This is a genomic window from Pseudomonas sp. IT-P2, from assembly GCF_949767575.1.
GTDB classification, from domain to species: domain Bacteria; phylum Pseudomonadota; class Gammaproteobacteria; order Pseudomonadales; family Pseudomonadaceae; genus Aquipseudomonas; species Aquipseudomonas pharyngis.
The window spans coordinates 826268-851250 of the sequence record NZ_CATKQA010000011.1 but is presented as its reverse complement, the minus strand read 5'-3'; the positions used below and the strand labels follow the sequence as shown (position 1 = coordinate 851250).

The 24983-nt window shown below is 57.0% G+C and carries 29 protein-coding genes and 3 tRNA genes; 12 read left to right on the top strand and 20 right to left on the bottom strand.

Annotated features, from left to right (window positions below; translation table 11 throughout):
* Positions 1-518: 518 nt before the first annotated feature.
* The 6 genes from ACM6JM_RS10600 (at position 519) to ACM6JM_RS10575 (ending at position 4406) form a co-directional block, all read left to right on the top strand.
* Positions 519-962: a GNAT family N-acetyltransferase gene (locus tag ACM6JM_RS10600; RefSeq protein ID WP_011334464.1), complete on the top strand. Its 444-nt coding sequence runs from the start codon at positions 519-521 to the stop codon at positions 960-962.
* A 127-nt stretch (positions 963-1089) separates the two neighbouring features.
* Complete coding sequence (gene uvrY / locus ACM6JM_RS10595; RefSeq protein ID WP_032829778.1) at positions 1090-1731, top strand: UvrY/SirA/GacA family response regulator transcription factor; 642 nt, start codon at positions 1090-1092, stop codon at positions 1729-1731.
* A gap of 2 nt (positions 1732-1733) precedes the next feature.
* Positions 1734-3557, top strand: coding sequence for an excinuclease ABC subunit UvrC (gene uvrC, locus ACM6JM_RS10590; protein ID WP_039768773.1), 1824 nt, complete (start codon positions 1734-1736; stop codon positions 3555-3557).
* A 32-nt stretch (positions 3558-3589) separates the two neighbouring features.
* The gene (pgsA, locus tag ACM6JM_RS10585; RefSeq protein WP_039768771.1) at positions 3590-4150 is read left to right on the top strand and encodes a CDP-diacylglycerol--glycerol-3-phosphate 3-phosphatidyltransferase; all 561 of its coding nucleotides are present in this window, start codon (positions 3590-3592) and stop codon (positions 4148-4150) included.
* A gap of 60 nt (positions 4151-4210) precedes the next feature.
* Positions 4211-4286, top strand: a tRNA-Gly gene (locus ACM6JM_RS10580).
* 46 nt (positions 4287-4332) lie between these two features.
* Positions 4333-4406, top strand: a tRNA-Cys gene (locus tag ACM6JM_RS10575).
* Between the two features lie 434 nt (positions 4407-4840).
* On the opposite strand, the gene ACM6JM_RS10570 is transcribed toward ACM6JM_RS10575, so the two are convergent.
* From ACM6JM_RS10570 to ACM6JM_RS10555, 4 genes are read right to left on the bottom strand one after another with little or no spacing between them, the layout of a single operon-like run.
* Entirely contained in the window at positions 4841-5446 is a 606-nt protein-coding gene (locus ACM6JM_RS10570; RefSeq protein ID WP_414881821.1) for an NTP transferase domain-containing protein, read from the bottom strand.
* A gap of 38 nt (positions 5447-5484) precedes the next feature.
* Positions 5485-6084: an HAD-IB family phosphatase gene (locus ACM6JM_RS10565; RefSeq protein WP_414881820.1), complete on the bottom strand. Its 600-nt coding sequence runs from the start codon at positions 6082-6084 to the stop codon at positions 5485-5487.
* A gap of 3 nt (positions 6085-6087) precedes the next feature.
* Positions 6088-6840 carry a class I SAM-dependent methyltransferase gene (locus ACM6JM_RS10560; protein ID WP_414881819.1) on the bottom strand — a complete coding sequence of 251 codons (753 nt, stop codon included), beginning with the start codon at positions 6838-6840 and terminating at the stop codon, positions 6088-6090.
* A 31-nt stretch (positions 6841-6871) separates the two neighbouring features.
* Positions 6872-9022 (bottom strand): methyltransferase domain-containing protein, encoded by a 2151-nt coding sequence (locus ACM6JM_RS10555; RefSeq protein ID WP_414881818.1) that lies wholly within the window; start codon positions 9020-9022, stop codon positions 6872-6874.
* 605 nt (positions 9023-9627) lie between these two features.
* Between ACM6JM_RS10555 and ACM6JM_RS10550 the strand changes: the two genes are divergently transcribed.
* Positions 9628-9714, top strand: a tRNA-Leu gene (locus ACM6JM_RS10550).
* 197 nt (positions 9715-9911) lie between these two features.
* The gene (locus ACM6JM_RS10545) at positions 9912-10205 is read left to right on the top strand and encodes a hypothetical protein (RefSeq protein WP_414881817.1); all 294 of its coding nucleotides are present in this window, start codon (positions 9912-9914) and stop codon (positions 10203-10205) included.
* A 74-nt stretch (positions 10206-10279) separates the two neighbouring features.
* Here ACM6JM_RS10545 and ACM6JM_RS10540 read toward each other — a convergent pair whose 3' ends face one another.
* The 9 genes from ACM6JM_RS10540 to ACM6JM_RS10500 form a co-directional block, all read right to left on the bottom strand.
* Complete coding sequence (locus ACM6JM_RS10540) at positions 10280-10564, bottom strand: hypothetical protein (RefSeq protein ID WP_414881816.1); 285 nt, start codon at positions 10562-10564, stop codon at positions 10280-10282.
* Between the two features lie 81 nt (positions 10565-10645).
* The gene (locus ACM6JM_RS10535) at positions 10646-10876 is read right to left on the bottom strand and encodes a hypothetical protein (RefSeq protein WP_039768768.1); all 231 of its coding nucleotides are present in this window, start codon (positions 10874-10876) and stop codon (positions 10646-10648) included.
* A gap of 120 nt (positions 10877-10996) precedes the next feature.
* The gene (locus ACM6JM_RS10530; protein ID WP_039768766.1) at positions 10997-11227 is read right to left on the bottom strand and encodes a hypothetical protein; all 231 of its coding nucleotides are present in this window, start codon (positions 11225-11227) and stop codon (positions 10997-10999) included.
* A gap of 71 nt (positions 11228-11298) precedes the next feature.
* Positions 11299-12924, bottom strand: a complete 1626-nt coding sequence (locus ACM6JM_RS10525) for an ABC-F family ATP-binding cassette domain-containing protein (protein ID WP_039768764.1) — start codon at positions 12922-12924, stop codon at positions 11299-11301.
* A gap of 145 nt (positions 12925-13069) precedes the next feature.
* Complete coding sequence (locus tag ACM6JM_RS10520) at positions 13070-14107, bottom strand: DNA topoisomerase IB (RefSeq protein WP_085666972.1); 1038 nt, start codon at positions 14105-14107, stop codon at positions 13070-13072.
* A 73-nt stretch (positions 14108-14180) separates the two neighbouring features.
* On the bottom strand, positions 14181-15260 hold the full coding sequence (gene modC / locus ACM6JM_RS10515) for a molybdenum ABC transporter ATP-binding protein (RefSeq protein WP_414881814.1): 1080 nt from the start codon (positions 15258-15260) through the stop codon (positions 14181-14183).
* 3 nt (positions 15261-15263) lie between these two features.
* The gene (gene modB, locus ACM6JM_RS10510; protein WP_064381383.1) at positions 15264-15944 is read right to left on the bottom strand and encodes a molybdate ABC transporter permease subunit; all 681 of its coding nucleotides are present in this window, start codon (positions 15942-15944) and stop codon (positions 15264-15266) included.
* A complete protein-coding gene (gene modA / locus ACM6JM_RS10505) occupies positions 15945-16700 on the bottom strand; it encodes a molybdate ABC transporter substrate-binding protein (protein ID WP_064381385.1) in 756 nt (251 codons plus the stop codon).
* Between the two features lie 174 nt (positions 16701-16874).
* Positions 16875-17936, bottom strand: a complete 1062-nt coding sequence (locus tag ACM6JM_RS10500; RefSeq protein WP_414881813.1) for an NAD(P)H-dependent flavin oxidoreductase — start codon at positions 17934-17936, stop codon at positions 16875-16877.
* 214 nt (positions 17937-18150) lie between these two features.
* Here ACM6JM_RS10500 and ACM6JM_RS10495 point away from each other — a divergent pair, with 214 nt between their 5' ends.
* A complete protein-coding gene (locus ACM6JM_RS10495; protein ID WP_414881811.1) occupies positions 18151-19134 on the top strand; it encodes an MDR family oxidoreductase in 984 nt (327 codons plus the stop codon).
* Here ACM6JM_RS10495 and ada read toward each other — a convergent pair whose 3' ends face one another.
* From ada to ACM6JM_RS10470, 5 genes are all read right to left on the bottom strand, one after another.
* On the bottom strand, positions 19135-20208 hold the full coding sequence (ada, locus tag ACM6JM_RS10490) for a bifunctional DNA-binding transcriptional regulator/O6-methylguanine-DNA methyltransferase Ada (protein WP_039768749.1): 1074 nt from the start codon (positions 20206-20208) through the stop codon (positions 19135-19137).
* Positions 20209-20296: 88 nt separating this feature from the next.
* The gene (gene alkB, locus ACM6JM_RS10485; protein ID WP_103385183.1) at positions 20297-20959 is read right to left on the bottom strand and encodes a DNA oxidative demethylase AlkB; all 663 of its coding nucleotides are present in this window, start codon (positions 20957-20959) and stop codon (positions 20297-20299) included.
* Positions 20960-20964: 5 nt separating this feature from the next.
* On the bottom strand, positions 20965-21687 hold the full coding sequence (locus ACM6JM_RS10480; protein ID WP_414881810.1) for a 2OG-Fe(II) oxygenase: 723 nt from the start codon (positions 21685-21687) through the stop codon (positions 20965-20967).
* Between the two features lie 91 nt (positions 21688-21778).
* On the bottom strand, positions 21779-21949 hold the full coding sequence (locus ACM6JM_RS10475) for a hypothetical protein (protein WP_092163880.1): 171 nt from the start codon (positions 21947-21949) through the stop codon (positions 21779-21781).
* Between the two features lie 34 nt (positions 21950-21983).
* Positions 21984-22286, bottom strand: a complete 303-nt coding sequence (locus ACM6JM_RS10470) for a DUF1883 domain-containing protein (RefSeq protein WP_007958929.1) — start codon at positions 22284-22286, stop codon at positions 21984-21986.
* 210 nt (positions 22287-22496) lie between these two features.
* On the opposite strand from ACM6JM_RS10470, the gene ACM6JM_RS10465 reads away from it, so the two are divergent.
* Together ACM6JM_RS10465 and ACM6JM_RS10460 are read left to right on the top strand one after the other, a co-directional pair.
* Positions 22497-22853 carry a hypothetical protein gene (locus ACM6JM_RS10465; RefSeq protein WP_039768742.1) on the top strand — a complete coding sequence of 119 codons (357 nt, stop codon included), beginning with the start codon at positions 22497-22499 and terminating at the stop codon, positions 22851-22853.
* A gap of 72 nt (positions 22854-22925) precedes the next feature.
* Entirely contained in the window at positions 22926-23156 is a 231-nt protein-coding gene (locus ACM6JM_RS10460) for a hypothetical protein (RefSeq protein ID WP_039768740.1), read from the top strand.
* 2 nt (positions 23157-23158) lie between these two features.
* Here the strand turns inward: ACM6JM_RS10460 and ACM6JM_RS10455 are convergent, their stop codons facing one another.
* Positions 23159-23455 carry a hypothetical protein gene (locus tag ACM6JM_RS10455; RefSeq protein ID WP_039768738.1) on the bottom strand — a complete coding sequence of 99 codons (297 nt, stop codon included), beginning with the start codon at positions 23453-23455 and terminating at the stop codon, positions 23159-23161.
* Positions 23456-23596: 141 nt separating this feature from the next.
* Entirely contained in the window at positions 23597-23785 is a 189-nt protein-coding gene (locus tag ACM6JM_RS10450; RefSeq protein WP_064596939.1) for a hypothetical protein, read from the bottom strand.
* 247 nt (positions 23786-24032) lie between these two features.
* On the opposite strand from ACM6JM_RS10450, the gene galU reads away from it, so the two are divergent.
* On the top strand, positions 24033-24872 hold the full coding sequence (gene galU / locus ACM6JM_RS10445) for a UTP--glucose-1-phosphate uridylyltransferase GalU (RefSeq protein ID WP_039768735.1): 840 nt from the start codon (positions 24033-24035) through the stop codon (positions 24870-24872).
* Positions 24873-24983 lie beyond the last annotated feature (111 nt).

The following is a 24983-nucleotide window of genomic DNA, read 5'->3' as shown; positions in this document are numbered from 1 at the left end:
CCACCTGTGGGTGACCGATCGGAGGCGGCAGGCTGTCCCGAGCGGAGGCTGGTAAATCGCCAGGCGGTAAAACTGTCGTAACGGTAATAAGTGGCGTAGTTCATTGGTTGAATCCTCAAAGTGTCTGGTGTGTTGCTGAAAAAAGTTCGGGCCTGAAAAACAAAACCCCCGGTCGGGAGGCCGACCGGGGGTTGAGAAATCTCTGGTAGGCGACCCGTTCAAATGGGCGCCGGTTGGGTATCAGGCGCGCCAGTGGCTAAACCAATACCCAAAATAAAAGCTTGCTGGAGCCGAGGCACCGTTCACCCGGGCAGCCGCAACCGAGCGCGAGGCGCTGCTGGTATGGAGCTGTGAAAGGGCGCTGAACATGAGCTGTCTCCGATGAATGCGCCGAGCTTACTAGAGGCTGCTGCGCATCAGCAATCAGAAAATGCTATCGGAGTAGCAAGAAGGACTTTATGGGTTGAGCGCTCGCCTGGGTGTGCCACACTCTGCTTTTGACGCGTATCGAGGCGGGAATGAGTTTTGAATTGCGCCAGGCAACGGCCGCCGACCTGTCGTTTGTGCGAGAGCTGACTTGCCGAAACATGCTCCGCTACTACATTCACTATGACTTGCTGTGGCAGGACGAGGCGTTCGATGTCGCCTGGGCCGGGCGCGACAACTGGTTGATCCTTCAGGAAGGCGAATTGGCGGGTTATTTCAGTCTGAGTCGTGATGCTCGGGCCGTGTACATCCGCGAATTGCAGATCGTCGAAAGCGCTCAAGGCCAGGGCGCGGGATCCTGGGCGATCGATCAGGTTGTTGCGATGGCGCGGCTGGAGCGTCGCCCGGCGTTGCGCCTGACGGTGTTCAAAAACAATCCGGCGCAAAACCTGTATCGAAAAAAAGGAATGTTGGTGCAGGGTGAGGATGAGTGTTTCCTGCGAATGCAGCTCGATTTCAGTACACCTGTGCTCTGAAACCCACAGCCGGCAAGCCCCCGATGAAGAATTGAAACTTTTAATATGTCGCTTGCCGCTAGGTCTGCCCCGCACTTTTTGCTAAGGTGTCCGGCATCCCAATAAGACCATATCGCGAGGTGTCTGCTTGATTAGGGTGCTAGTGGTCGATGACCATGATCTCGTTCGTACAGGCATTACACGTATGCTGGCCGACATCGATGGCCTGCAGGTGGTGGGCCAGGCCGAGTCCGGGGAAGAATCCCTCATCAAGGCTCGTGAGTTGAAGCCCGACGTGGTGCTGATGGACGTCAAGATGCCGGGCATCGGCGGCCTCGAAGCTACGCGCAAACTGTTGCGAAGTCATCCCGACATCAAAGTGGTTGCAGTCACCGTGTGTGAGGAAGATCCGTTTCCTACACGTTTGTTGCAGGCCGGTGCGGCGGGGTATCTGACCAAGGGCGCCGGGTTGCCGGAAATGGTTCAGGCCATTCGCCTGGTGTTCGCCGGCCAGCGCTATATCAGCCCGCAGATTGCCCAGCAACTGGCAATCAAATCCTTTCAGCCGACCAATGATTCACCGTTCGATGCGTTGTCGGAACGGGAAATCCAGATTGCGCTGATGATTGTCGGCTGCCAGAAGGTTCAGATCATTTCCGACAAACTGTGTTTGTCGCCGAAAACCGTGAATACCTATCGCTACCGCATTTTCGAAAAGCTCTCGATCAGCAGCGATGTCGAACTGACGCTGTTGGCGGTTCGTCACGGCATGGTTGATGCCAGCCTCTGACCATGACTGAAACATTCGATTCGGGCGCTTTTTTATCGACCGTCAGCGGGCGCCCCGGCGTTTATCGCATGTTCGACAGCGACGCGCGTCTGTTGTACGTAGGCAAAGCCAAGAACCTGAAGAAACGCCTGGCGAGTTACTTTCGCAAGACGGGGCTGGCGCCGAAAACGGCGGCACTGGTCGGGCGTATCGCCCAGGTCGAAACCACCATCACGTCCAACGAGACAGAGGCGTTGCTGCTTGAGCAGACTCTGATCAAGGAGTGGAGGCCGCCGTACAACATTCTGTTGCGCGATGACAAATCTTATCCCTATGTCTTTTTGTCTGACGGACAATTCCCACGCCTGAGTATTCATCGCGGGGCGAAAAAGGCGAAGGGTAAATATTTTGGTCCCTACCCGAGCGCCGGCGCGATTCGCGAAAGCCTCAGCCTTCTGCAGAAGACGTTCTTCGTGCGTCAGTGCGAGGACAGCTATTACAAGAACCGGACCCGGCCGTGCCTGCAATATCAGATCAAGCGTTGCAAGGCGCCTTGTGTCGGGCTGGTCGAGCCTGAGGTTTACGCCGAGGATGTGCGTCACTCGGTGATGTTCCTCGAAGGACGCAGCCATGCGTTGACCAATGAACTGTCTACGGCGATGGAAGAGGCTGCAATCAACCTCGAGTTCGAACGCGCCGCCGAACTGCGTGACCAGATTGCCTTGCTGCGTCGGGTACAGGATCAGCAGAGCATGGAAGGCGGAACGGGTGATATCGATGTGATCGCCGCGTTCGTCAATCCGGGCGGTGCTTGTGTCCACCTGATCAGCGTGCGGGGAGGGCGAGTGCTTGGCAGCAAGAATTTCTTCCCCCAGGTCGGGATCGAAGAGGACGTAGCCGAAGTCATGGCTGCGTTTCTGGGGCAATACTTCATCAGCAGCCCGGAGCGCGACTTGCCGAGCGAGTTGATCGTCAATGTCGTTCACGAAGACTTTCCTGCGTTGATCGAGGCTATTCACACGCTACGCGGACGTGAGTTGACCATCAGTCATCGGGTGCGGGGAACACGGGCTCGCTGGCAGCAGTTGGCCGTGACCAATGCCGAGCAGGCGCTTGGCGCAAGGTTGGCCAACCGTCAACACGTTGCCGCACGCTTCGAAGCATTGGCTGAAGTGCTGAACCTCGATGAGCCGCCACAACGGCTGGAGTGCTATGACATCAGCCACTCCAGCGGTGAAGCCACGGTTGCTTCCTGCGTGGTGTTCGGGCCGGAAGGAGCGATCAAGTCGGATTATCGCCGCTACAACATCGAAGGTGTGACCGCTGGCGACGATTACGCCGCCATGCATCAGGCCCTGACCCGACGCTTCAGCAAACTTAAGGAAGGCGAGGGCAAGTTACCGGACATCCTGTTGGTGGACGGTGGCAAGGGGCAGCTGTCGATGGCACGTGATGTGCTCAACGAGCTGGCTGTCCCCGATCTGATTTTGCTGGGGGTCGCGAAGGGTGCCACGCGCAAGGCGGGCTTCGAGACTTTGTATCTGAATGATGCGGCGCATGAGTTCACCTTGCGGGGTGATTCGCCAGCACTGCACCTGATTCAGCAAATCCGTGACGAGGCCCACCGCTTTGCGATCACCGGCCACCGTGCACGGCGCGGCAAGACCCGCCGCACGTCAACGCTGGAAGGCGTTGCTGGCGTAGGGCCGACCCGGCGGCGGGACTTGTTGAAACATTTTGGTGGATTGCAGGAGCTGTCTCGTGCAAGCATCGAAGAGATCGCCAAAGCACCGGGGATCAGCAAAAAGCTAGCAGAGTCGATTTATGCAAACCTGCATAGTGAGTAGAATGCCCATTCACCTCGTAGCCAGTTGTGCCGATGAATATCCCTAATCTGATTACCGTTCTCCGCGTCCTGCTCATCCCGATCTTCATTCTGCTGTTCTATCTGCCTTACCAATGGAGCTATCTGGCCTCAAGTTCGGTATTCGCCTTTGCGGCGGCGACGGACTGGCTGGACGGCTATCTCGCGCGACGCCTGGAGCAAAGCACGCCTTTTGGTGCGTTTCTCGATCCGGTAGCCGACAAGCTCATGGTCGCCGTCGCACTGGTCTTGCTGGTGCAAGAGCATGGCAATCTTTGGCTCACACTGCCGGCGGCTGTCATTATCGGTCGCGAGATCGTGGTCTCGGCGTTGCGTGAATGGATGGCCGAACTCGGTGCCCGGGCTCATGTGGCCGTATCGAATCTGGGTAAATGGAAAACTGCTGCGCAGATGCTGGCACTGGTGATTCTCCTGGCCAACCCCAAGGCTTTCAGTTTCTGGGTTCTCATTGGTTATGCGCTGCTGATGATCTCTGCAGGTCTGACCCTGTGGTCGATGGTTCAATACCTTCGCGCAGCCTGGCCACATCTGAAGACTGATGTAGAAAAGAAATAAAACTTTTTTGAATCAAAGGGTTGACGGGGCATCTGGAATCTATAGAATGCGCCACACCAAGCGGGAATAGCTCAGTTGGTAGAGCACGACCTTGCCAAGGTCGGGGTCGCGAGTTCGAGTCTCGTTTCCCGCTCCAATTTGTACAACGTTTGTTGTTGCGCTACTGACAGCAAATGTTTTGAGGCCGAGTAGCAAAATGGTTATGCAGCGGATTGCAAATCCGCCTACGCCGGTTCGATTCCGACCTCGGCCTCCACTATTAAGAACCCGTAGATCTTCGATCTACGGGTTTTTTTATGTTTGCAAAATAGTACGGCTATCGATTTTGCTGGGTAGTACTCCACAAGTTAGCCATTCCCACTCTCTCAAACCTGACTCGGTTGGTTTCAAGCTTGTGGCCTCTGGAAGAGTTCACCCACAAGGACCTATATCCCGTCGCTGCGCTTGATCAAGGGGCAGGGCAATACCATGATTGTGCTGACGCCAGCTCCCCGCTCCAGGAGCTCCTGTCCAATTGCAGCGTGTCTGTGACATTTCGAAACCGTCGAATTTGGTTGGCTGAATTGTGAGGGGGGGGGATCGCGCCGAAAAGTCTGGCGCGATCTGTCTATGGTGTGCAAATGGTGAGGTTGCCAATGTTTTTTGAGTGGCAACCCTATTTTGCTGGCAGTGTTCGCACACGGCGTGTGTCTAGCGTGTTGAGGCCAGGTCATTCACAAATTGGCGCGCAGCAACAAGATCGGCAGCTGTATCGACTTCTGCAAGCTCAAGTAGCTTGCCCTCAAGTGGAAGCTGACTGACCAATCGCTCAAATACATAGCCCGGAGCATCGGCGAGGAGGTTTGCCGGCCCGGTTACTACGTTTGCCCATTCAAACGCACTGATCTGCTTTCTGGAGAACTCAGTAATTATCAATTTACCCGCTTCTTCCTCACACCCTACGAATACTGCATTCTCACTTTTTGCATCAGTCAGCCCTACCAGTATTTCTTTACTGGCTGCAGCTCGCAAGAAGCTTTCCAGGCTGTCAGGCGAAACTAACAGATCGCCATCCATATAGATGACTTTTTCAGAAAGGTTGGCGGCGCCCTTGGCGAAGCTAAATGCAGTATTAGTGGTCCGATAGTCCGGATTTCTCACTAGCACTACATTGCGATGATGTTGGGCGCAATAATCAATCACCATCTCCTCTCTGTATCCGACTACCACATGAATCAAGTCGACATGCGGAGTCAGCATTTCAATGAGTCGGGTTAATATAGTCTTACCCTCTATCTCAATCATGCACTTGGGCATGCCGAGCCCGAGCCGGGTCCCCATACCCGCGGCGGCAATTATAGCGCGTGTAACATTTTGCATAATGTCGCCCCCTCGTGAATGATGTACTGTGCTGCGTTCTTTGCTGTAGTAGAGGGCGAGTGCACACCGCCAAATGCAATTGAAATATCTGCCGCCGCGAGCATCGGGGCGTCATTTGCGCCATCGCCAATCGCTACAATTCTGTCGTAGCCCGATGCGCGGATTTTGGAAATGGCATGCGCTTTGTTTAGCACATTGTTGACATGCAGAATGTTTCCCTCATATACGCCTTTTGAAGAAAATACCTGACATCCGCACAAGTCGAGTATCGGTTGGATCCAGATATCAAGATTGCCCGTGACAATGAACGTATTATTTTTGTTTTTTTGAATGAATGACAGAATATCCGCATTGATCGGGATTTCTTTGGCGATGCTGCAAATACGTTCTGGAGGCACCCGACTCAAAATCAGGCAGCGCAGCCGGAATGATGCTTCAAAAGAAATCAAACCATCCATTGTAGCTCGTGTCAGCGTAGAGATTTCATCGGCGACTCCCAACTCGGAAGCGATACAGGGCAATATCTCCGTGCTGGTGACAGTGCCATCAAGATCAAAACAAAAAGCTGTTTTCATTGTTTAGTGTTTCTCCCACAAAAACCACTTCTGCCTCGTTTCAGTTCGATTGTTCAGCGAGGGATCCGGATAAACATCGCCTGAGTCTACTTGAATAAACGCATCGCCAAGGACGCTCTTAATAAGTGAGATCAACTCTTGCTCTGTTCTGTATATCGCGTTGTACTGCTGATCCATCTCGTCCGAGAAGTGTTCCAGCAGCGTCAGTCGCTGCTCCAATGCTACGGGCTCGCGAAAAATTAGCCTGCAGCCCGGTGCGCCGAGAGCGGCATAACCACTCAACGCATCCAGCACTTCGTCATCGTTCAAATAAATAAAAACGCCAAATGAGAGAATGTGTGTGAACAGGCGTTCGGTGCCAAGTGCCTCTTTCGAAAGAGCGTCTACCGGGCATACGGCAAATCGAACGTTTTCATGGCTGCCAAACCGATCGTGCGCAACCTTGATAAGTCCTGGGCTGACATCAACACCAAAATACGAGGCACAATGGGGGACGACGGCTTCTGCCCAGCGTCCAGTTCCACAGCCCGCATCAAGAATATGGCTGGATTGAGAGATACTGAGCAGCGGCAGAAGGAGGTTCTTTTCGGCTGTATCTCTTCTTTCCGCCAGATCCGGGCTTTTATCTTGATAGATCACGGCACGAGTAGGGCCGAGCGTGCTGACCTTTGTCGCTCTTTGTTCGAAAAAATCCAGAACAGCGGATTTATTGATTTTCGGTTTTTCATCTTTCGGTGTTGTATAAATTCTTGCCATGTTAAAAATCGCTTTGTCGAGATGTTGGTGTCTATGTTTTCTCGTTGACGCCAGAGGGTTGCATGATAATTAGATTGTTAGTCAGATTTCGCTCTCTCGCGTCAGTTATGACTCTTTCCTTTTTGATCGTAAATCCCGCTCTGTTGAATAGTAATCTGTAATCCTCAATGGATCTGTATTTTGCAAGGTAGCCGGATTCTGGATCTTCCGCGCTTTGTTCATGAGTTGTAGAAAGCGTGTCAATCATTAATAGATGACCATGATTCTTGACGAGCGCATGTAACTTTTGTAGAAAGAAAATAAATTTTGAGTCGTCAATTATACAGCTCGTAACGCCCATGCACGAAACAAGATCAAATTTTTCAAAGGGTGCGATTTGCTCAAGTTCTTGTGTGGAAAATGTGACGTTATTCACTTCAGCCGCCAGTGCTGCACTCCTGGCTTTTTCAATGAATTCTTCCGAAATGTCACAGGCCTGCATTCGCTGTACATGATTTGCAAGTTGAAGGGTGAACTTGCCGTCTCCACAGCCAATGTCCATTGCACTCTTGGGGCTCGCCAGTTGAGGGAGTTCCTCGTCAAGGATGGTCAACTTTCTTTCGTAGTAGTCTGGTGGGGCGAGGAAGGTGGTTGTTGCATTCTTCCAGTATGTTTCCGAGCGTTGCTGTAGTGCGGAGCTCTCGTCGTTCAATCGTGGGAACCAAATGTCGCCGTTGTACAGGCTCGTGGCGATGTTCTGGCAGATGCGGGCTCCAATGTGTCCATCAAGGCCAAACAGATAGTCAGTTATAACTGCGCATCTTTCATTTTGGAGTGTGTCTATATTGTCTTTTATGTTGGTAATAAAACGATCAATGTCTTGTGCGCTATTTGCGGTGTATAGCAATTTCGTCAGCGATTCATCATCATTCATTCCTAGTCCATCAGGATGATGCAGGTAGAGTATCGGTTTGTGAGTTGGCAAATACTCTAAAAGAAAAGAGCCTACGTCGGTCATAAGTCCGTCAGACAAGAAGAATGCCGATTGGTAGTCGGCACTTTCATCGAGTGCGATGTTATTGCTCTTGTTTATTTTTTCTTTTAGTTGAGCGACTTCCTCGTCGCTCATGACCTGATTTTGCACCAGTGACTTGAAGAACAATGGGTGGGGTCGCAAGATCAAAAATAGATCCTGATGCTTGTCAAATACTGAAAATATCGCATCCCCATAGAGAAGGTAGGTTGACCAGGACGGAATTTCGGTAACCGAAAAATGGGGAGTCCATAGTACAACCTTGCGCCCACCGATTTTTCTTTCGAGTTCTTCCGAAGGTATTGGACTATGAGGCGTGTTGATTGAATCGAACTTCGGATGACCGGTTACTACCACGTGACTGTTGCCCGATCGACAGTATTTGGCAAACATTCTTTTGTGGCGTTCGGAGCGAGCGAAAATTCTCCACGCCGTTCTGTGAAATGGCAGATCGAACTGTGCTGTTAAATTCCAAGCACCGCCTCCCATCTCAAGTCCATAGGGCACATAGGCAATCCTGCAGCCTGCTCGGACCAATTCCTCAGACGTTAAAAAGCCGGGTCTGGTCTCGTCATATGGGTTTTGCAGGAAAACGACATGCGGACGGAAAGATTCCAAATTCAACGCATCTGTTGTACAGAACGGAACTCCTTCCTCTATCAGGCTACGCCTCATGTTATCGATTGTAACGGCGGCCGAAGAGTAGGGGTGGAGCATGGGAGACAGGACGACTTTTGCAACAAATTGCGGGTCGTCTGCCATGGTTTGCCAGATGCTTCTCCAGCTCGGCCAAATCGACGGGTGTTGAGCAACAAAAAGCACCTTGATAGCACTACCGGGTTCTACCCGGGGGAACTCAGGTATCGGATCTGCGTGCTTTGATGCTATGGAATCTGGAGCAATAGGTTCCGGGTTTGATTCGACAGGTATCAGCTCCTCTTTTTGAACGGGTGGCTGTTCATGGTTTGAGGTGCTTGGAGCTTGGTCCATGGGGGGTAGCGATTGATCCTGATTCTCTGCTACAGGATTTTCGTCGCTGTCAGATGCTTCCGCTTGCGCCGCCGCCCATTCCTCGGTGACTGCAGCAGGACGCTTGCGCACGGCATTGACTAATCTCCGTACCCCGGTCCGCTCAATAAAAATGCTTTTTATTGAGTTGATTCCCATCATAAGTCCTTTCATTTTTGTGGTTTTCGTGTACGAAAATTTTTGTTAATTTGCGGAAGCGAGGAGGCATTTGCTCGAGCGCGTTTTGATCCGCTTAGCTCCATCTCTTGACGGCCACGTGCCGGATTAGGGTGCGGCAGATTACAAAATGACATATTTGCTCACAAAGAGTTACACGAACGTTTGTCATCGCACAAGTGTGGGTTTGTGTGAATATGTGTATCGTTTTTGAGTTGAACAGCGTTTTCGCCAATGATGCTGGAACCATCGCTCTAGAGCGGCTGCTGGCGTTATGATGGCGTGACTTTGTGCCTGGTAGGCCTGCATCCCACGTTTCTAATGAGAGATGACTGGAATCTCCAGCGTACGAAAACACGGCGGGAGCTCAGCAGGAGGTAGCGAATTCGACTGACCCTCCTGGAGATATCTTCTAGGGCAATGATTTTTTGATGTTTTTTCTGTCCAGCACTCACCAAATTTTGTCCTGGCACGGCCGCTTTCAACTTGCTTCGCGTCTCATGGATGTATATATTCCTCCCCCTCTGCTGCACCAGTGTTGGGCTTTTGCGATTGCTTGGTGATCGTTGCCCAATGCTAGACGCGCTACCGCCCGAATGGCGAAACTGGTAGACGCATGGGACTTAAAATCCCCCGCTCGTAAGGGCGTGCCGGTTCGATTCCGGCTTCGGGCACCATCTTAAATCAAGGGTTTGCGGGCGAAAGCTGATGCAAACCCTTGTTTGTTTCCGGTCCGCAATTTTGACAGTGGTCCGCAATTCACTTCGTTGACATCACTTTTTTACCCTTTCGAGTTCTAGATGTACTCTTGTGTCATTACGGACGAAGTGGGCTAGTGTTCCTTTCTAGTTCAACCCTACACAGGACAATAATCATGAAACGGCTGCTAATGGGCGTTTTGCTGATGTCTTCCGCCGCTGCTCAGGCCGGCATCCCGCTGTTGAACGCAACATGCCCCGGAAACATCGAGGTCCACGCAGACGAGGGCGGCCCGATCTACATCAATGGCAAAGAAGGAAAACTGAAGAAATTCAACGATAACGCCTTCGAAGCCAGAGGCAGCGGTGCGACCATCTCGCTGACGATCACGCCCGACGGCTCACCTGATGTTTCGTACACTGGCAAGAACAAAGCCAATGGGGTTTGTGAAGTCAAGGAAACGAAGTAAGCCGGGTTTTTTCCATGTCGGGGCCTGGATCGTAAGACAGCAAAAAGGGCCGATTCAATCGGCCCTTTTTTTGTTCAGACGAAGGCTTGCCCGGTAAACCCTCTAGGCAAACGCTGAAGCCCGGCCATAGCCGTCAACCGCTCGATCCACTCGGAACGCCAGTCGGACGCCGAGCGTGCAGCCCAGGATTGGCGAGCCGCGCGCCGCGCCTCATTGCGCTGATTTTTGCGCGCATCCTTGTATGCATCGGTATTGCGGCAGCTACGGCACTTCACTCGATTGAGTTCGCTGCTGGAGGAGAGGTTGTTGCCCTTGTGCCCACAGGCCAGATGCCCGTCGACTTTGAAATGAATGACCATGGGACGTCTCCTTGGTGACGTGTAAAGGTTTTGACCTCTCACGACCACGGGCGTTCTTTCATGTCCCAGGCGAACGACGAGCTATCTGAAGCGTGGTAGCGGCCGATCAATGGGTTTAAGCGACGACAAGGTACTGCGAATGAGGGGAGTGTCCTTGTCGATATCGTTCAGCCGGTCGCGGATGCGCAGAGCGGTCGGGTGTCCGCCTTGATGATCGACCCAGTCGGCGATCTCTTTGCAAGCTGCCGCGAGACGCGCCTCCCGAGCCTCGAGCAAGGTCAGCAGAGTGGTGATGGACTCTTTTTCGGACATGGAACACCTCCGTTCATTAATCCGCTCGGTACCAGCAAAAAGCTCGCCAAGCGCGAGCTCTCTGCCGTTGGGGCGCTGCTCCTTCAGCTGGTTTGAGTATAGACCCGTAAATGACAGCTATCAGCCCGACGACTCGGGGGCGGTCACTTGCGAGCTGGCGGTGTTGAGCCGATGACATTCCTTGCGGGCGTCCTCTTCCCGGTCGAAACCATCGCCGATGAAACCACCGGTTCGCGTGTCGCAGATGCGATACCAGCCCAAGGCTTCGGCGGGCTCATGGAGCGTTTCTCCGGCGCGCCGGCCGTGGATGACAATCTTGTTGCAGCGCTTCACGACAAATATGTCTTCCATGGCGTCACCGCAGCTGATTCCTACCAGATCAACTATAGAAGCCCTGAACAATCGTGCAAAAAATAGACAAGTCAGTTCGTCGGGTGCAGTTGCCAGCCTGACTGCTGCCAGCGCAGGTGGTGGGTCGGATTCAACGCCTCAAGGAAATCCTGATCGTGGGAAACGGCGACAATTGCGCCCGGAAATGTCTGCAATGCCCGCTCGAATGCTTCCACGGAAGGCAGATCCAGATGATTGGTCGGCTCATCCAGCAACAATAGCTGCGCAGGATCCGATCGCCACAAGGCCATTGCCAATGCCGCTTTCAAGCGTTCGCCACCGCTCAAAGAAGCACAGAGGCCCGTAGCGCGGCTCGCATCCAGTTGCAAGTTGGCGAGATAGCTGCGCAGGGTGCCCTCGGTCAGCGCAGTTCCATGCATCATCAGCTGTTCGGTGATGGAACGCTGATCGTCCAGTTGGGCCAACCGCTGATCCAGGAATGCTAAGGGCACGTGTGTTGTGGCGATTCCATCGACGGGTGCGAGTTCCCCGGCGAGCACCTTCAGCAAGGTTGATTTGCCACAGCCGTTGGGACCGCTGACAGCGATCCGCATCGGGCCGTGGATCGTAAGGCTCAGTGCGCCGTTTGACAGCCAGGGCAGCCGAGCATCAACCAGCGTGCAGATCTGGCGGTTGTTCGGCACCGCGCTCCCGGGCAGGTTGATCAGCACGCTGTCCTGGGGTTGCACCTTGGCGTAAGCCTCGCGCACCTGGGCATCCAGTTCGGACTTGCGGGCCTGATGGCCCTGCCGGACATGCCCCATGATTTCCCGGGCGGCGCCCTTGATCGCCACGTATTCGAAACTGGCAATGTTGGCGGTTTCGGCGTTGCGACGGGAGTTGGCGGCGTGGCGTTGTATCGTGTCGTGCTCGCGCCGTAATCGAATCCGCTCGCGCTGGCGTTCGCTTCTGGCGTGGTCGAGACGTGCTTGCGCCGCTGCATGATGAATTCGCTGATGCTCACGAAACGCCGAGTAATTGCCACCGAATTCGATAGCCCCCGACGCGCTCAGCTCGACGATGCGCTGCATCCGGTCGAGCAGTTGCCGATCATGGCTGGCAACGATCAAGCCGGTGTGCCAGCGTTCCAGCGAGTTCATCAGCCATTGCCGTCCCGATGCATCCAGATGGTTGGTCGGCTCATCGAGGATCAGCAACGGAGCCTGACTCAAAAACGCGCCAATCAGGGCGATGCGCGCTTGCTGGCCGCCACTGAGGTTGCCGGTGTGATCGGTGAAGGCCACTTCGGCCAGGCCGGCGTCATCAAGCAAGCGGCGCAGGCGGTCCGCCAGATCCCATTGTTCGCCAATGAGGTCGAAATCCTCGACTGATCCGCAGCCCCGGTTCATTCGCTCCAGCGCTTGAAGAATCGCGGCGCTGCCGGTGGACTCGGCGACCGTCTCGCCGGCTGTCGCGACAAAGGTTTGTGCCACGTAGGTCGTCGCCACGGCGCGCGTCACGCTGCCGCTTGTAGGTTGCCAAAATCCGGCGATCAGGCGCGCCAGTACACTTTTGCCAACGCCGTTGCGTCCGACAATGGCGGTCGGGGTGTGATCGAATTTCAGATTCAGTGCAGTGAAAATCGTCTCGCCATTGGCGAACTGGAAACCCAGTTGATTCAGGGAGACGAGAGCAGGCGTACGCGAGACGTGAGTCATCGGCACCTCCAAAAAATGTCGTGAGCATTGACAAGCGCCAGGAGCGGCGTGTCGCGATTACATTTTTTTGAGGGCTTAGTTGTTCACTTCTGCGGTCGTCCCGGGGAGGTAGGAGGGCGTAGCCTATTCGAGATGGCCGAAGGCTTCAAGGTGCAGCTGCCTTCTCGACCATCCGTTCAAGGAACAGGGCCAGCGCGACTTCTTCCTTGCGCAGCCCCTTGCGGACGCGTGGTTTCGGCAACTCGGCCAGGGCCCCGAGCATGAAGTGCTCGACCACCGCCGGGTGGATGTAGCACTTGCGACAGACCGCCGGCGTGTTGCCCAGTTGGCGGGCGACGCCCTTCACCATCTCGACCACATGCCGCTTGGCTTCGGCCTCGGATTCCCATTGCAGCTCCCGCAGGACTGCCAACGCCAATGCGCTGCCGGCCCAGGTCCGGTAATCCTTGGCGGTGAAATCCGCCCCGGTCAGGGTCTGCAGGTAGCTGTTGACGTCGGAAGAGCTGACGGTGTGTCGCTCGCCGTTTTCATCCAGATACTGAAACAGGTTCTGCCCCGGTAATTCCAGGCAGCGCTTGATGATCCGCGCCAGGCGCCGGTCCTTCACTGTGATCTGATGCTCGATGCCACTCTTGCCGCGAAACTGGAACAGGATCGCACTCCCGTTGATCTCGACATGCCGGCTGCGCAGGGTGGTCAGGCCATAGGAGCGATTGTCCCGCGCGTATTGCGTGTTGCCGACGCGGATCAGGGTGGCGTCGAGCAGCGTGATGACGGTCGCCATGACTTTGTCTCGGCTGAAGCCCGGCGATGCCAGCAGCGCTTCCAGCTGTTTGCGTAGTTTGGGCAGCGCCAGACCGAATTCACGCAGTCGCGAATACTTGTCCGCGTCGCGCACCTCGCGCCAGCGCGCGTGATAGCGATATTGCTTGCGCCCACGGGCATCGCGGCCGGTGGCTTGCAGATGGCCGCGCGGGTCGGCGCAGATCCACACGTCGACATAGGCCGGTGGAACGGCCAGTGAATTGATGCGTTTGATCTCGTCGGGATCGGTGATGCGCTGGCCCTCGGGATTGAAATAGGCGAATTTCCCGCGCAGTTTTTTTCGGGTAATACCGGGCTGGGTGTCATCGACGTAATGCAGATCCGAAGGCAATACCTCGGTGAGCGCAGTATCGGGCATGGCGGACTTCCTTCGCGGCAAATCAGGCTGTTAAAGCCATTGACCGCACGCCATGACGGTCGTGCCCGCGGGTTTACGCCAGCACCGCGACGGCCTTGATCTGGGCCCACAATGACTGGCCCGGATGCACGCCGAGTTGGTCCCGCGAGTAGCGTGTGATGCGCGCCAGCAGCGGTGTGCCCCCTGCATCGAGACGAATGAGCACGTGCGCGGCGTTATCGGCCGGCTGCTCGCTGACGACCGTAACCGGCAGTCGATTGAGGATGCTGCTGAACTCACTGTTTTGCAGAGTCAGGCTGATGTCTCGCGCGTGTACCTTGCAGCGAAGACTTTGGCCCGTCGTCATCGGCGCGTGGGTCACGCGAATGTTCAGTGACGAGTCCGGCAGTTGCAGGGTGAGCAATTGATAGTCGGCATCGTAGCCACTGACCTGGCCTTCGATGATCACGCCGGCGTTATTGTCCATGGCCAGGGGGAGGTCGAGTCGCGCCAGGGTTTCGCCAATCGGGCCGCTGGCCAGCGCTTTGCCGTCGCTGAGCAGCACCAGATGGTCGGCGAGCCTGGCCACTTCGTCCTGCGCATGGCTGACATACAGGACGGGGATTTCCAGTTCGTCGTGCAGGCGTTGCAGGTAGGGCAGGATTTCGCCTTTGCGCTGACTGTCGAGTGCGGCCAAAGGCTCATCCATCAGCAGCAGTCGGGGGCTGGTCAACAGCGCGCGGGCGATGCCGACACGCTGACGCTCACCGCCGGATAAGTTTTGCGGGTGACGATCGAGCAAGTGGCCGATCCCCAACAGTTCGGTGGCTTGGGTCATGTCGACCCGGCGCTGCGCCTTGGGAATGCGTTTGAGGCCGAACTGCAGATTGGCCAGCACCGACAGATGCTCAAACAGGCTGGCTTCCTGAAACACATAGCCGAGCGCGCGTTTGTGCGGCGGCACGAAAATGCCTTTCTCGCTGTCCTGCCAGACTTCGCCATTGATGCGGATAAGCGCCTGCGGCGCGCGTTCGAGCCCGGCGATGCAGCGCAGGCACGTGGTCTTGCCCGAGCCGGACTGCCCGAACAACGCCGTCACGCCGCGACCGGGCAGCCGCAGGTCAACATCGAGGCTGAAGCGCGGCCAGGCCAGTTTCAGACGTGCATCAATCATCGATCAGCTCCAGCCCGCGCGGGTCTTTCGGCTGGAATACAGCGCCAGCAACACCAGAAATGAAAACACCAGCATCGCCCCGGCCAGCCAGTGCGCCTGCGCGTACTCCATGGCTTCGACGTGGTCGTAGATTTGTACGGAAACCACCCGGGTCTTGTCAGGAATATTCCCGCCGATCATCAGCACCACGCCGAATTCGCCGACGGTGTGGGCGAAGCCGAGGATTGCTGCAGTGATGAAGCCGGGGCGGGCGAGGGGAAGAATTACGCTGAAAAAGGTGTCCCAGGGATTGGAGCGCAAGGTTGCGGCCACTTCCAGTGGGCGGGTGCCGATCGCAGAGAAGGCGTTTTGCAACGGCTGCACCACGAACGGCATGGAATAGAGCACCGAACCGATCACCAGGCCGGTGAAGCTGAAAGTCAAGGTGCCAAGCCCCAGCCACTGGGTGAACTGGCCAATGAACCCGTTGGGACCGAGCGCCAGCAACAGATAGAAACCGATGACCGTCGGTGGCAGCACCAGCGGCAACGCAACAATCGCGCCGATGGGGCCGCGCAGCCAGGAACGGCTGCGCGACAACCACAGGGCGATCGGCGTGCCGACAACCAGCAGGATCGCGGTGGTCAGAGACGCCAGTTTGAGGGTCAGCCAGATCGCCGCGAAATCGGCACTCGTCAGCGCCATTTACAGCTGGTAACCGTAGGACTTGATGACCGCAGCGGCTTTCGGGCCTTTGAGGTAATCAACCAGCGCCTTGGCAGCGGCGTTGTCTTTGCCTTTGTTGAGGATCACTGCGTCTTGCTTGATCGGGTCGTGCATGCTCGCCGGAACGATCCACGCCGAACCGCTGCTGACCTTGCCATCCTTGTAGATCTGCGACAGCGCGACGAAGCCCAGCTCGGCGTTGCCGGTGGATACGAACTGGTAGGCCTGGGTGATGTTCTGGCCTTCGACGATCTTGGCTTTGGTGGCGTCGGTCAGTTTCAGCTTTTCCAGTACCTGAGTGGCGGCCAGACCATAAGGGGCGGCTTTCGGGTTGGCGATGGACAGGTGCTGGTACTGGTTTTTCTTCAGGACGTCGCCTTTGGCGTCGACGTAACCTTCCTTGGCCGACCACAGTGCCAGGGTGCCGATGGCGTAGGTGAAGCGCGAACCTTTGACGGTGTCGCCTTCTTTCTCGAGTTTTTCAGGGGTGGTGTCATCGGCCGAGAGGAACACTTCGAACGGTGCGCCGTTTTTGATCTGGGTATAGAACTGGCCGGTGGCGCCGTACGCAGCGACCAGTTTGTGCCCGGTGTCTTTTTCGAAATCGGCGGCAATCGCCTGGATCGGTGCGGTGAAGTTGGCCGCGACAGCGACTTGCACTTCATCGGCCTGTGCCGCGCCGATGGCGAATAACGCGAGCAGGGCAGGGGCAAAACGTGAGGCACGATTGATCATGTAACGGCTCCGTGGGGGGCAAGTGCAGTGGGCAGTTGTTATTGGATGGGAAGACTGCGCCGATGCGAGGGGGTGAAACGCTATATATCGAAATATATAGCGAAATGCCGTCAAACGGAAAGCACTGGATTAAAACCGGGCGAGGGCGCCACGCTCCTCACCCGTTCGGGTTCATCATCGCGTCAGTTTTGCCAGAGCGCCTTCAGCCAGTTGCCGGGTCAATTCGGCGGTGCCGAGGTCTTTGCCGAGCGTGAAAGCCTGGCCGGCCCAGAGGTTGCTGAATTCGGCTTCGCCCTTCGCGCGCAGCGGCATCAAGGCCCCACCCGCCAGCGGAAAGGCAGGAGCCTTGTCCGACATCGGGCCCAGCTCGCGCATCACTCGATTGAGAATCCCCCGCGCCGGACGCCCGGTAAACAGATTGGTCACCGCCGTTTCGCTTTCCTTGGCGGTGCGCAAAGCTTTGTGGTGCGACGCGCTGACTTTCGCTTCCGGAGTAAACAGATACGCCGTGCCGACTTGAACTGCCGAAGCACCGAGCATGAACGCTGCTGCGACGCCGCGCGCATCGGCAATCGCACCGGCCGCAATCACCGGCGTGCTCACCGCGTCGACCACTTGCGGCACCAGGGCAAACGTACCGACCTGACTGCTCAGGTCAGTGCTGAGGAACATCCCGCGATGGCCGCCGGCCTCGTAGCCCATGGCGATGATCGCGTCGCAACCGTTCTGCTCCAGCCAGATCGCTTCGTCGACGGTGGTTGCCGAAGAGATGATTTTCGCACCAGTGGCCTTGACCCGATCCAGCAAGGACTTTTCCGGCAGGCCGAAGTGGAAGCTCACCACTTCAGGGCGAAACTCTTCCAGCACCTCGCAGGCGGCTGCATCGAAGGGCGCGCGGTTGGACACCGGCGTCGGCGCATCGAAATCGACACCCAGTTCGCGATAGTAGGGTTCCAGCAGGTTTTTCCAGTCGCGGGCCTTTTGCTCATCGGCGGCCGGAGGCTGATGGCAGAAGAAGTTGACATTGAACGGCTTGTTCGTGCCCTGGCGAATGGTTTTCAGTTCTTCGCGCAGTTGCTCGATGGTCAGCATCGCGGCCGGCATCGAACCGAGGCCACCGGCGTTGCAAGTTGCGATAACCATGGATGAATTAGTGGCTCCGGCCATGGGGCCCTGGATGATCGGCAGTTCGATGCCGAACAGGTCAAGAATGCGGGTATCAGGCCATTGGCTCATGGAATAGCTTCTCCGACGACAAAACAGGGCAGGGACGGTAGCAGCCGGTTTTTTAACGCAAAGCCAACCCCATGACCAGCACAGATTTGTAGCTTGAACAGCCGACTTTGGCTCGGCGTTGGGGCGCGATTGGCTAAAGGTCGAGTGGGGCAAAATGTTGCAATGTGCTATTCCAATGCCTCGACATCCTGAATTTCACCGGTAAGAGGCAGTCATGTTTAAAGGCATTGTGATCGATAAAGACAACAGCGGTTATCGCGCCAACCTGCAAGAGATCAGTGATGAGCAGCTGCCGGACGGCGATGTGACGGTTCGCGTCGCGTACAGCACGCTGAACTTCAAGGACGGCCTGGCGATCACCGGCAGCAGCCCGGTGGTGCGCAAGTTTCCGATGGTGCCGGGGATCGATCTGGCGGGCACCGTCGAAGTCAGCTCGCACCCGAACTACAAGGTCGGCGACGCGGTGCTGCTCAACGGCTGGGGCGTCGGCGAAAGCCACTGGGGCGGCCTGGCGCAGAAGGCGCGACTGAACGGTGACTGGCTGATTCCGCTGCCCAAGGCATTCACCGCTGCGCAAGCCATGGCCATCGGCACGGCGGGCTATACGGCGATGCTGTGCGTCATGGCGCTGGAACGCAACGGCGTGACCCCGCAACAGGGCGAAGTGCTGGTGACTGGCGCCAACGGCGGCGTCGGCAGTTTTGCCATTGCGTTGTTGAGCAAGCTTGGCTACCGCGTGGTCGCTTCGACCGGTCGGGTGTCGGAACACGAATACCTGAAACAACTGGGTGCCAGCGAAATCATTGATCGCGCCACCCTGTCCGAACCCGGCAAGCCGCTGGCCAAGGAGCGCTGGGCGGGCGTCATCGATTCGGTCGGCAGCCACACGCTCGCCAATGCCTGCGCCAGCACTCGGGCCGAAGGCACCGTGGCTGCATGCGGTCTGGCTCAGGGCATGGACTTCCCGGCCTCAGTCGCGCCGTTCATTTTGCGCGGCGTGACGTTGGCCGGGATCAACAGCGTGACCCAGCCCACGGCCCGCCGCATCGAGGCTTGGGATCGTCTGGCGCAGGACCTGGATTTTGCCCTGTTGCCACTGATCAGTCATGAAATAGGCCTCGGCGAAGCTATCGACGCGGCACCGAAGTTGCTGGCGGGGCAACTCCGGGGGCGAGTTGTCGTTGATGTGAATCGCTGATTACTGTCGGGGTTTGCCTTCACGCTCGAGCAATTCGCGTTTGCGCTCCACGCCCCAGCGGTAGCCCGACAGATTGCCGTCACTGCGCACAACGCGATGACAGGGGATCGCTACCGCCAGGCTGTTGGCGCCGCAAGCCTGGGCCACAGCGCGCACGGCTTTTGGCGAGCCGATCCGCAGGGCGATGTCCGCGTAGCTGGCGGTGCTGCCGACCGGTATTTCCCGCAGCGCCTGCCACACCCGTTCCTGAAACGCGGTGCCGCGCACATCCAGCGGTAAGTCGAGGCCGATGGCAGGCGCTTCGATGAAGCCGACGACGCGAGCGATCAGTTGTTCGAACTCGGCATCGGCACCGATCAGGTTGGCCCGGCGAAACTGGTCCTGCAGGTCGCACACCAATTGGTGCGGATCGTCCCCCAGCAGAATCGCGCAAATCCCGCGCTCACTCTGTGCCACCAGAATAGCCCCGAGCGAGCATTGGCCGACGGCGAAGCGGATGTCGTTGTTCTGGCCGGCAGCCCGGAAGTCGCCGGGTTTCATGCCCAGCACCTGATCGGCCGCCTCGTAGAAACGGCTGTTGGAATTGAAACCGGCGTCATACAACGCGTCGGTCACCGAGCCGCCGTCCGCCAGACGCTGACGAACCCGACGCGAGCGATGCGCGGCGGCATAGCCTTTGGGCGTCAGGCCCGTTGCTGCTTTGAACACGCGATGAAAATGAAAGGCGCTCAGGCCGGCAGTCTCGGCGAGATCGTTGAGCGCCGGCAGGCTGTCCGACGCTTCGATCTGGCGACAGGCTGCCGCGACGGTCGCAGCATGTTGCGCGGCGACTTCGGTCTGATCCTTGCTCGCCCGTTTGCTGGGACGATAGCCCGCTGCCTCGGCATCCTCGGCGGTGTCGAAAAACTCGACGTTCTGCGGTTTCGGCAAGCGCGCCAGGCTGCTGGGGCGGCAATAGATGCCGGTGGTTTTCACGGCATAGACGAACTGGCCGTCCGCCCGAGCGTCGCGTGCCACGACTGCGGCCCAGCGTGGATCGTCTTCAGTGTTCAGCGAGGTGGTAAGCGTTTTCATGATGGAGAGTCCGTTGACCTGTTGAATTTCAGGTTAACCAGTGCCACCGGCCGGAACACTCCGAGCCTTGCGGTCAAACTTTGCAGGATTATCCGGCGACGCGAAACGTGAGGTTGAAGCGTTGTTCTCCCAGGCGCGGGTGTCGGCCAGGCTTGATTGGCAGGATGCCGTGAAAGCGCAGCCGGTCGACGCCGCCCCAGATCACCATGTCGCCGTGCAGTAGCGGGATTTTCTGGCTCCTGTCGCCACGCGTGAAACCGCCGAACAGGAACGTCGCGGGCAAGCCCAATGACAGCGAAACGATCGGCGCTTCGTAGGCATTTTCGTCTTTGTCCTGATGCAACGACATCTTCGCGCCTGGGACATAACGATTGATCAGGCAGGAATCCGGCATGAATTCGGAAAATCCGGCGCCTTTCGCCGCCGCCTGTGCCAATTCACGAAACACCTCGGGCATTGCCGGCCAGGGTCGATGGCTCACTGGATCTTCGGATGAATAGCGGTAACCGCTGCGATCGGTGATCCAGCCCAGTGCACCGCAACTGCTGGTGGCCACCGACATGCTGAAGCCCCCGGGCGTCATCATGTGGCGCAACGGAGCGCAGGCTATGATCGATTCCAGGGCCGGCAACAACTGCTCGATTCGCGGCAATGCAAAGCCGCGCAACACCCAGGATTGCTCGCCGATCTGTTCGGCGCGCCGGGGCTGCTCGGATTCTGTGTCGGCGAACAGATCGAAGGTGGTTTGCATGATCGTCAGGTCGCGTCGTGGAAGATGATGCCCAGAGTATGCCGTTTTCCGCTGTGCAGTCGGCTGACACCGTGGCGCATGGTCACCCGATAGTCGCCGCGCACGCCTTTGACCGGGCGCTGGTTGACGGCAAAGATCAGCGCGTCGCCTTTTCTCAGGTCCATCACCAGAGGGCGTGATTGCATTCTCGGACGTTGTTCCGTCAGGACAAATTCACCGCCGGTGAAATCTTCGCCAGGTTCTGACAGAAGAATCGCCACTTGCAGCGGAAACACATGTTCGCCGTACAGATCCTGATGCAGACAGTTGTAGTCCTGTGGGCCGTATTGCAGCAAGAGCGGGGTAGGTCGCAGTTGACCGGCGGCGTGGCAGCGCTCGAGAAATTCGCTGTGTTGCGCTGGAAAACGCTCCAGCAGCCCCATTCGCTCCTGCCAGCGGTTGGCCAGAGGCACGAGTCGCGGGTAAAGCGCGCTGCGCAGGCGTTCCACCACGGATGGAAGCGGATAGCGCAGGTATTTGTATTCCCCGCGTCCGAAACCGTGGTGGGCCATGATCACCTGGGATCGAAATGGTTCGCTGTGCGGGTAAAGCGCACTCAATCGATCGCAGGTCTCCGGGCGCAGCAGCGTGCGGATGAGGGCGCAACCGTCCTGATCCAGTTGCCGCTCCAGGGCGATCCAGTCGAGCGCAACGAGCGGGGAGGCGGGTGAGGCGGGTGAGGATGACATGCTGATTCCTTGGCTTGCATTCAGGTATCAGTCTGGGCCGTCCACCCGGCCGGAACACTCCGCCGCTTGCGGTCAAATTGTCATCCGGGGCTTACAGGGCCTTGCTGACGCTGATGTCGCTGATCACATCGTCGCTCTGGCCGTGCAGGGCATTCAGTGCTGCCTTGGCTTCTTCCGGCGTGCCGTTTTCCAGTTGGGCGAACTCGAAGCGGCGTTCACCGTTGAGTTTGTACTTGATTACGTATTTGGTCGTTTGGGCCACGTTGATGCTTACCTGTCTGCGTTGGCGGAAGCGCTCAGCTGAGTTTGGAGCTGGAGCGGCGGATGATCTTGATCGAATGCGTCAGGGTCGGCTTGCGGGTCACGCTGATTGCCCGGCGGTTGACGGTGTCGATGGTGATGTTCCAGAAACCGGTGCTCGGGGCGGTAATGCGGGCCGGGAATGTGTCGAAAGCACCGCCGTGATAGGTGTGACGGCCGCCATTTTTGAAGCTGCGGAAGTTGGCGTCGTTCATCAAGCGGATGTTGCAGGTTTGCGAGCATTGAATGACGACGATGTCGTCTTCGTTGAGGTGCTCGCGCTGGTGAATGAATTTCATGGGCGCCTCCAGAAGGGCTTTTTCTACAAAATCAAAACGATAGCATTGTCGATTGGCGCAGTTTATCAGCCCGGACAGGTTATTATCCGGCCGTCGGGCAGCGCTTTGACAATTAAAAACAGAATTCACGATTCGATGTGGGTTAAATGCAGTGAGCCTCGGAGAAAAACGGCATTCATGCTGTCGGAGGGTCTTTATTGGAGGTTTTGTATGAAGTGGGGTGTGGTGATTCTGCCGTTGGCATTGGCAATGGGTGGTTGCGCAAGTGTTTCGGAAATCAATGAAACACTGCCGACCATGAACGTCATTTCCGGCAAGAAGCCCCATGAATATGCTGAATGCCTGGCCGAAAAGCTGTCCAGCAGCCGCGGTGCCCTGCAGGTAGAGCGGAACAAGGACGAGGTTCGGGTCATTGTGCCGGGCAAGCTGGGATCGGGGCCGGCGGCGGTGTTTGACATCGAGGATCGCTCCGGTGGCAGCAGCATCAAGCTGCACGAGCGGATGTCCAACGTGCCGCTGCGTCCATGGGATGTACGCAAAGCCGCCACGGCCTGTATTTCCGGCTGATAGACTGTCAGCAGTCAGCATTGATGCCGTCACAGCGTTGCTGTGGCGGCATTGTCATTTCCGGAGCGGTGAATGAAGAGAGAGCAGGTGCGGGAGCGACGCAAGGAAGGGCTTATTGCGGCTACCCATGTGATCCAGAACCCGGCGAATCCGGGGGAGTGGATCGTGTTTTTCAAGAAAAGCGCCGGGCGCAGTTACTTCCTGGTCGACGATAACGACGAAGTCGAATCATTCAACCGGCTCGACGACCTGATCGAGGTCGTGCGCGGGCTGGGGATCAAGTTCGCCGAAATTCACATGTAAGGCTATTTGCAGACCACTACCACGCTGCGGGTTTTGTAGTTGCCGACGTCGACGCCCAGCGTCTTGTCGTCTTCCTTGGGCGCCGGTGTGCCGTCAGTTCCGACGATGCGATAACCGGTGCCGGCGCAGGACGCGTCAGCCTTTTCATAGCAGGTGGCCCAGGAATTGGCCTCGCCGGAGCAATCGATGCTCAACCCTTGTTCGCCATTGTTCAGGTAAGTGGTCTGTGAAGTGGCGCAGCCGGTCAGGGCGGCGAGTGCAATCAGCGGCAGGAAACTGATGAGGGAACGGTTGGTCATGGCAATGTCGTCTTCGAGGAGGAGGGGGGCTAGACGCTATGACAGCGCCGGCAGGAAAAGGTTATAGCGATTGGCCACTTCTTTTCGCGCAGCCAAAAAAAAGCCCTGCGCAATGGCAGGGCCGGCCTTCGTCGTTACCGATCAGTCCTGTTCCTTGCCGCGACGTTTCGGAGCTGCGGGCGTGTAATCGAGCACCGCGGCGACTTCAATCGCCATCGCCTCTGTGGGCAACGGGCCGGACACGTCTTCGCCGTTGGCGGCAGTGATATGCCACTGGCCATCTTTAGCCTTGGCGACGGTGTACCCGTTGATGATTTTTGCTGCGGACATCTAGCGGCCTCGTTGGCTGGTTCAAAGGCGCCATGATAACGGTAAATGGGCGAACGGGCGCAGGTCGATGCGGCGTTCCGAGATCTTTGGGCTAAGCTGAATGCGCAGTCTCTGTGAGCGGATTGAACTATCCGCCAGATTATTTCTCTATGTTGACATCGGTTAGCCAGTGCGGGGCATTGTAAGGTGCGCGCCGCCTGATTAGACTGCGCCGAAACTCGTACACACAGCCCTTTCAAGGACTTATATGATCAAGAAATGCTTGTTCCCAGCAGCCGGTTACGGTACTCGCTTCCTCCCAGCGACGAAGGCCATGCCCAAAGAAATGCTGCCGGTGGTAAACAAGCCACTGATCCAGTACGGCGTCGAAGAAGCTCTGGATGCTGGCCTGAACGAAATTTCCATCGTGACCGGCCGTGGCAAGCGCGCCCTGGAAGACCACTTCGACATCAGCTACGAGCTGGAAAACCAGATCAAGGGCACCGACAAGGAAAAATACCTGGTCGGTATCCGCAAGCTGCTGGACGAGTGCTCGTTCTCCTACACCCGCCAGACCGAAATGAAAGGCCTGGGTCACGCGATCCTGACCGGTCGCCCATTGATCGGCGACGAACCGTTCGCCGTAGTGCTGGCGGACGACCTGTGCGTCAACCTCGACGGTGACGGCGTACTGACCCAGATGGTCAAGCTGTACAAGCAGTTCCGCTGCTCGATCATCGCCATTCAGGAAGTCGATCCGCAAGAAACCAGCAAGTACGGCGTGATCGCTGGCGAAATGATCCGCGACGACATCTACCGCGTACACAGCATGGTCGAGAAGCCAAAGCCGGAAGACGCACCGTCGAACCTGGCGATCATTGGTCGTTACATTCTGACTCCGGACATCTTCGACCTGATCGAACAGACCGAGCCAGGCAAGGGCGGTGAAATCCAGATCACCGACGCCCTGATGAAACAAGCCCAGAACGGCTGCGTGATGGCTTACAAGTTCAAAGGCAAGCGCTTCGACTGCGGTGGTGCTGAAGGCTATATCGAAGCAACCAACTTCTGCTTCGAAAACTTCTACAAGACTGGCAAGGCTTACTGATAGCGCCTGATCTGCCTGTACGAAAAAGCCACCTTCGGGTGGCTTTTTCATTTTCCGCCCCTATATCGGCAGGAGTGCTTGCCCAACGGACGACGGCGGGTATGCTGATCG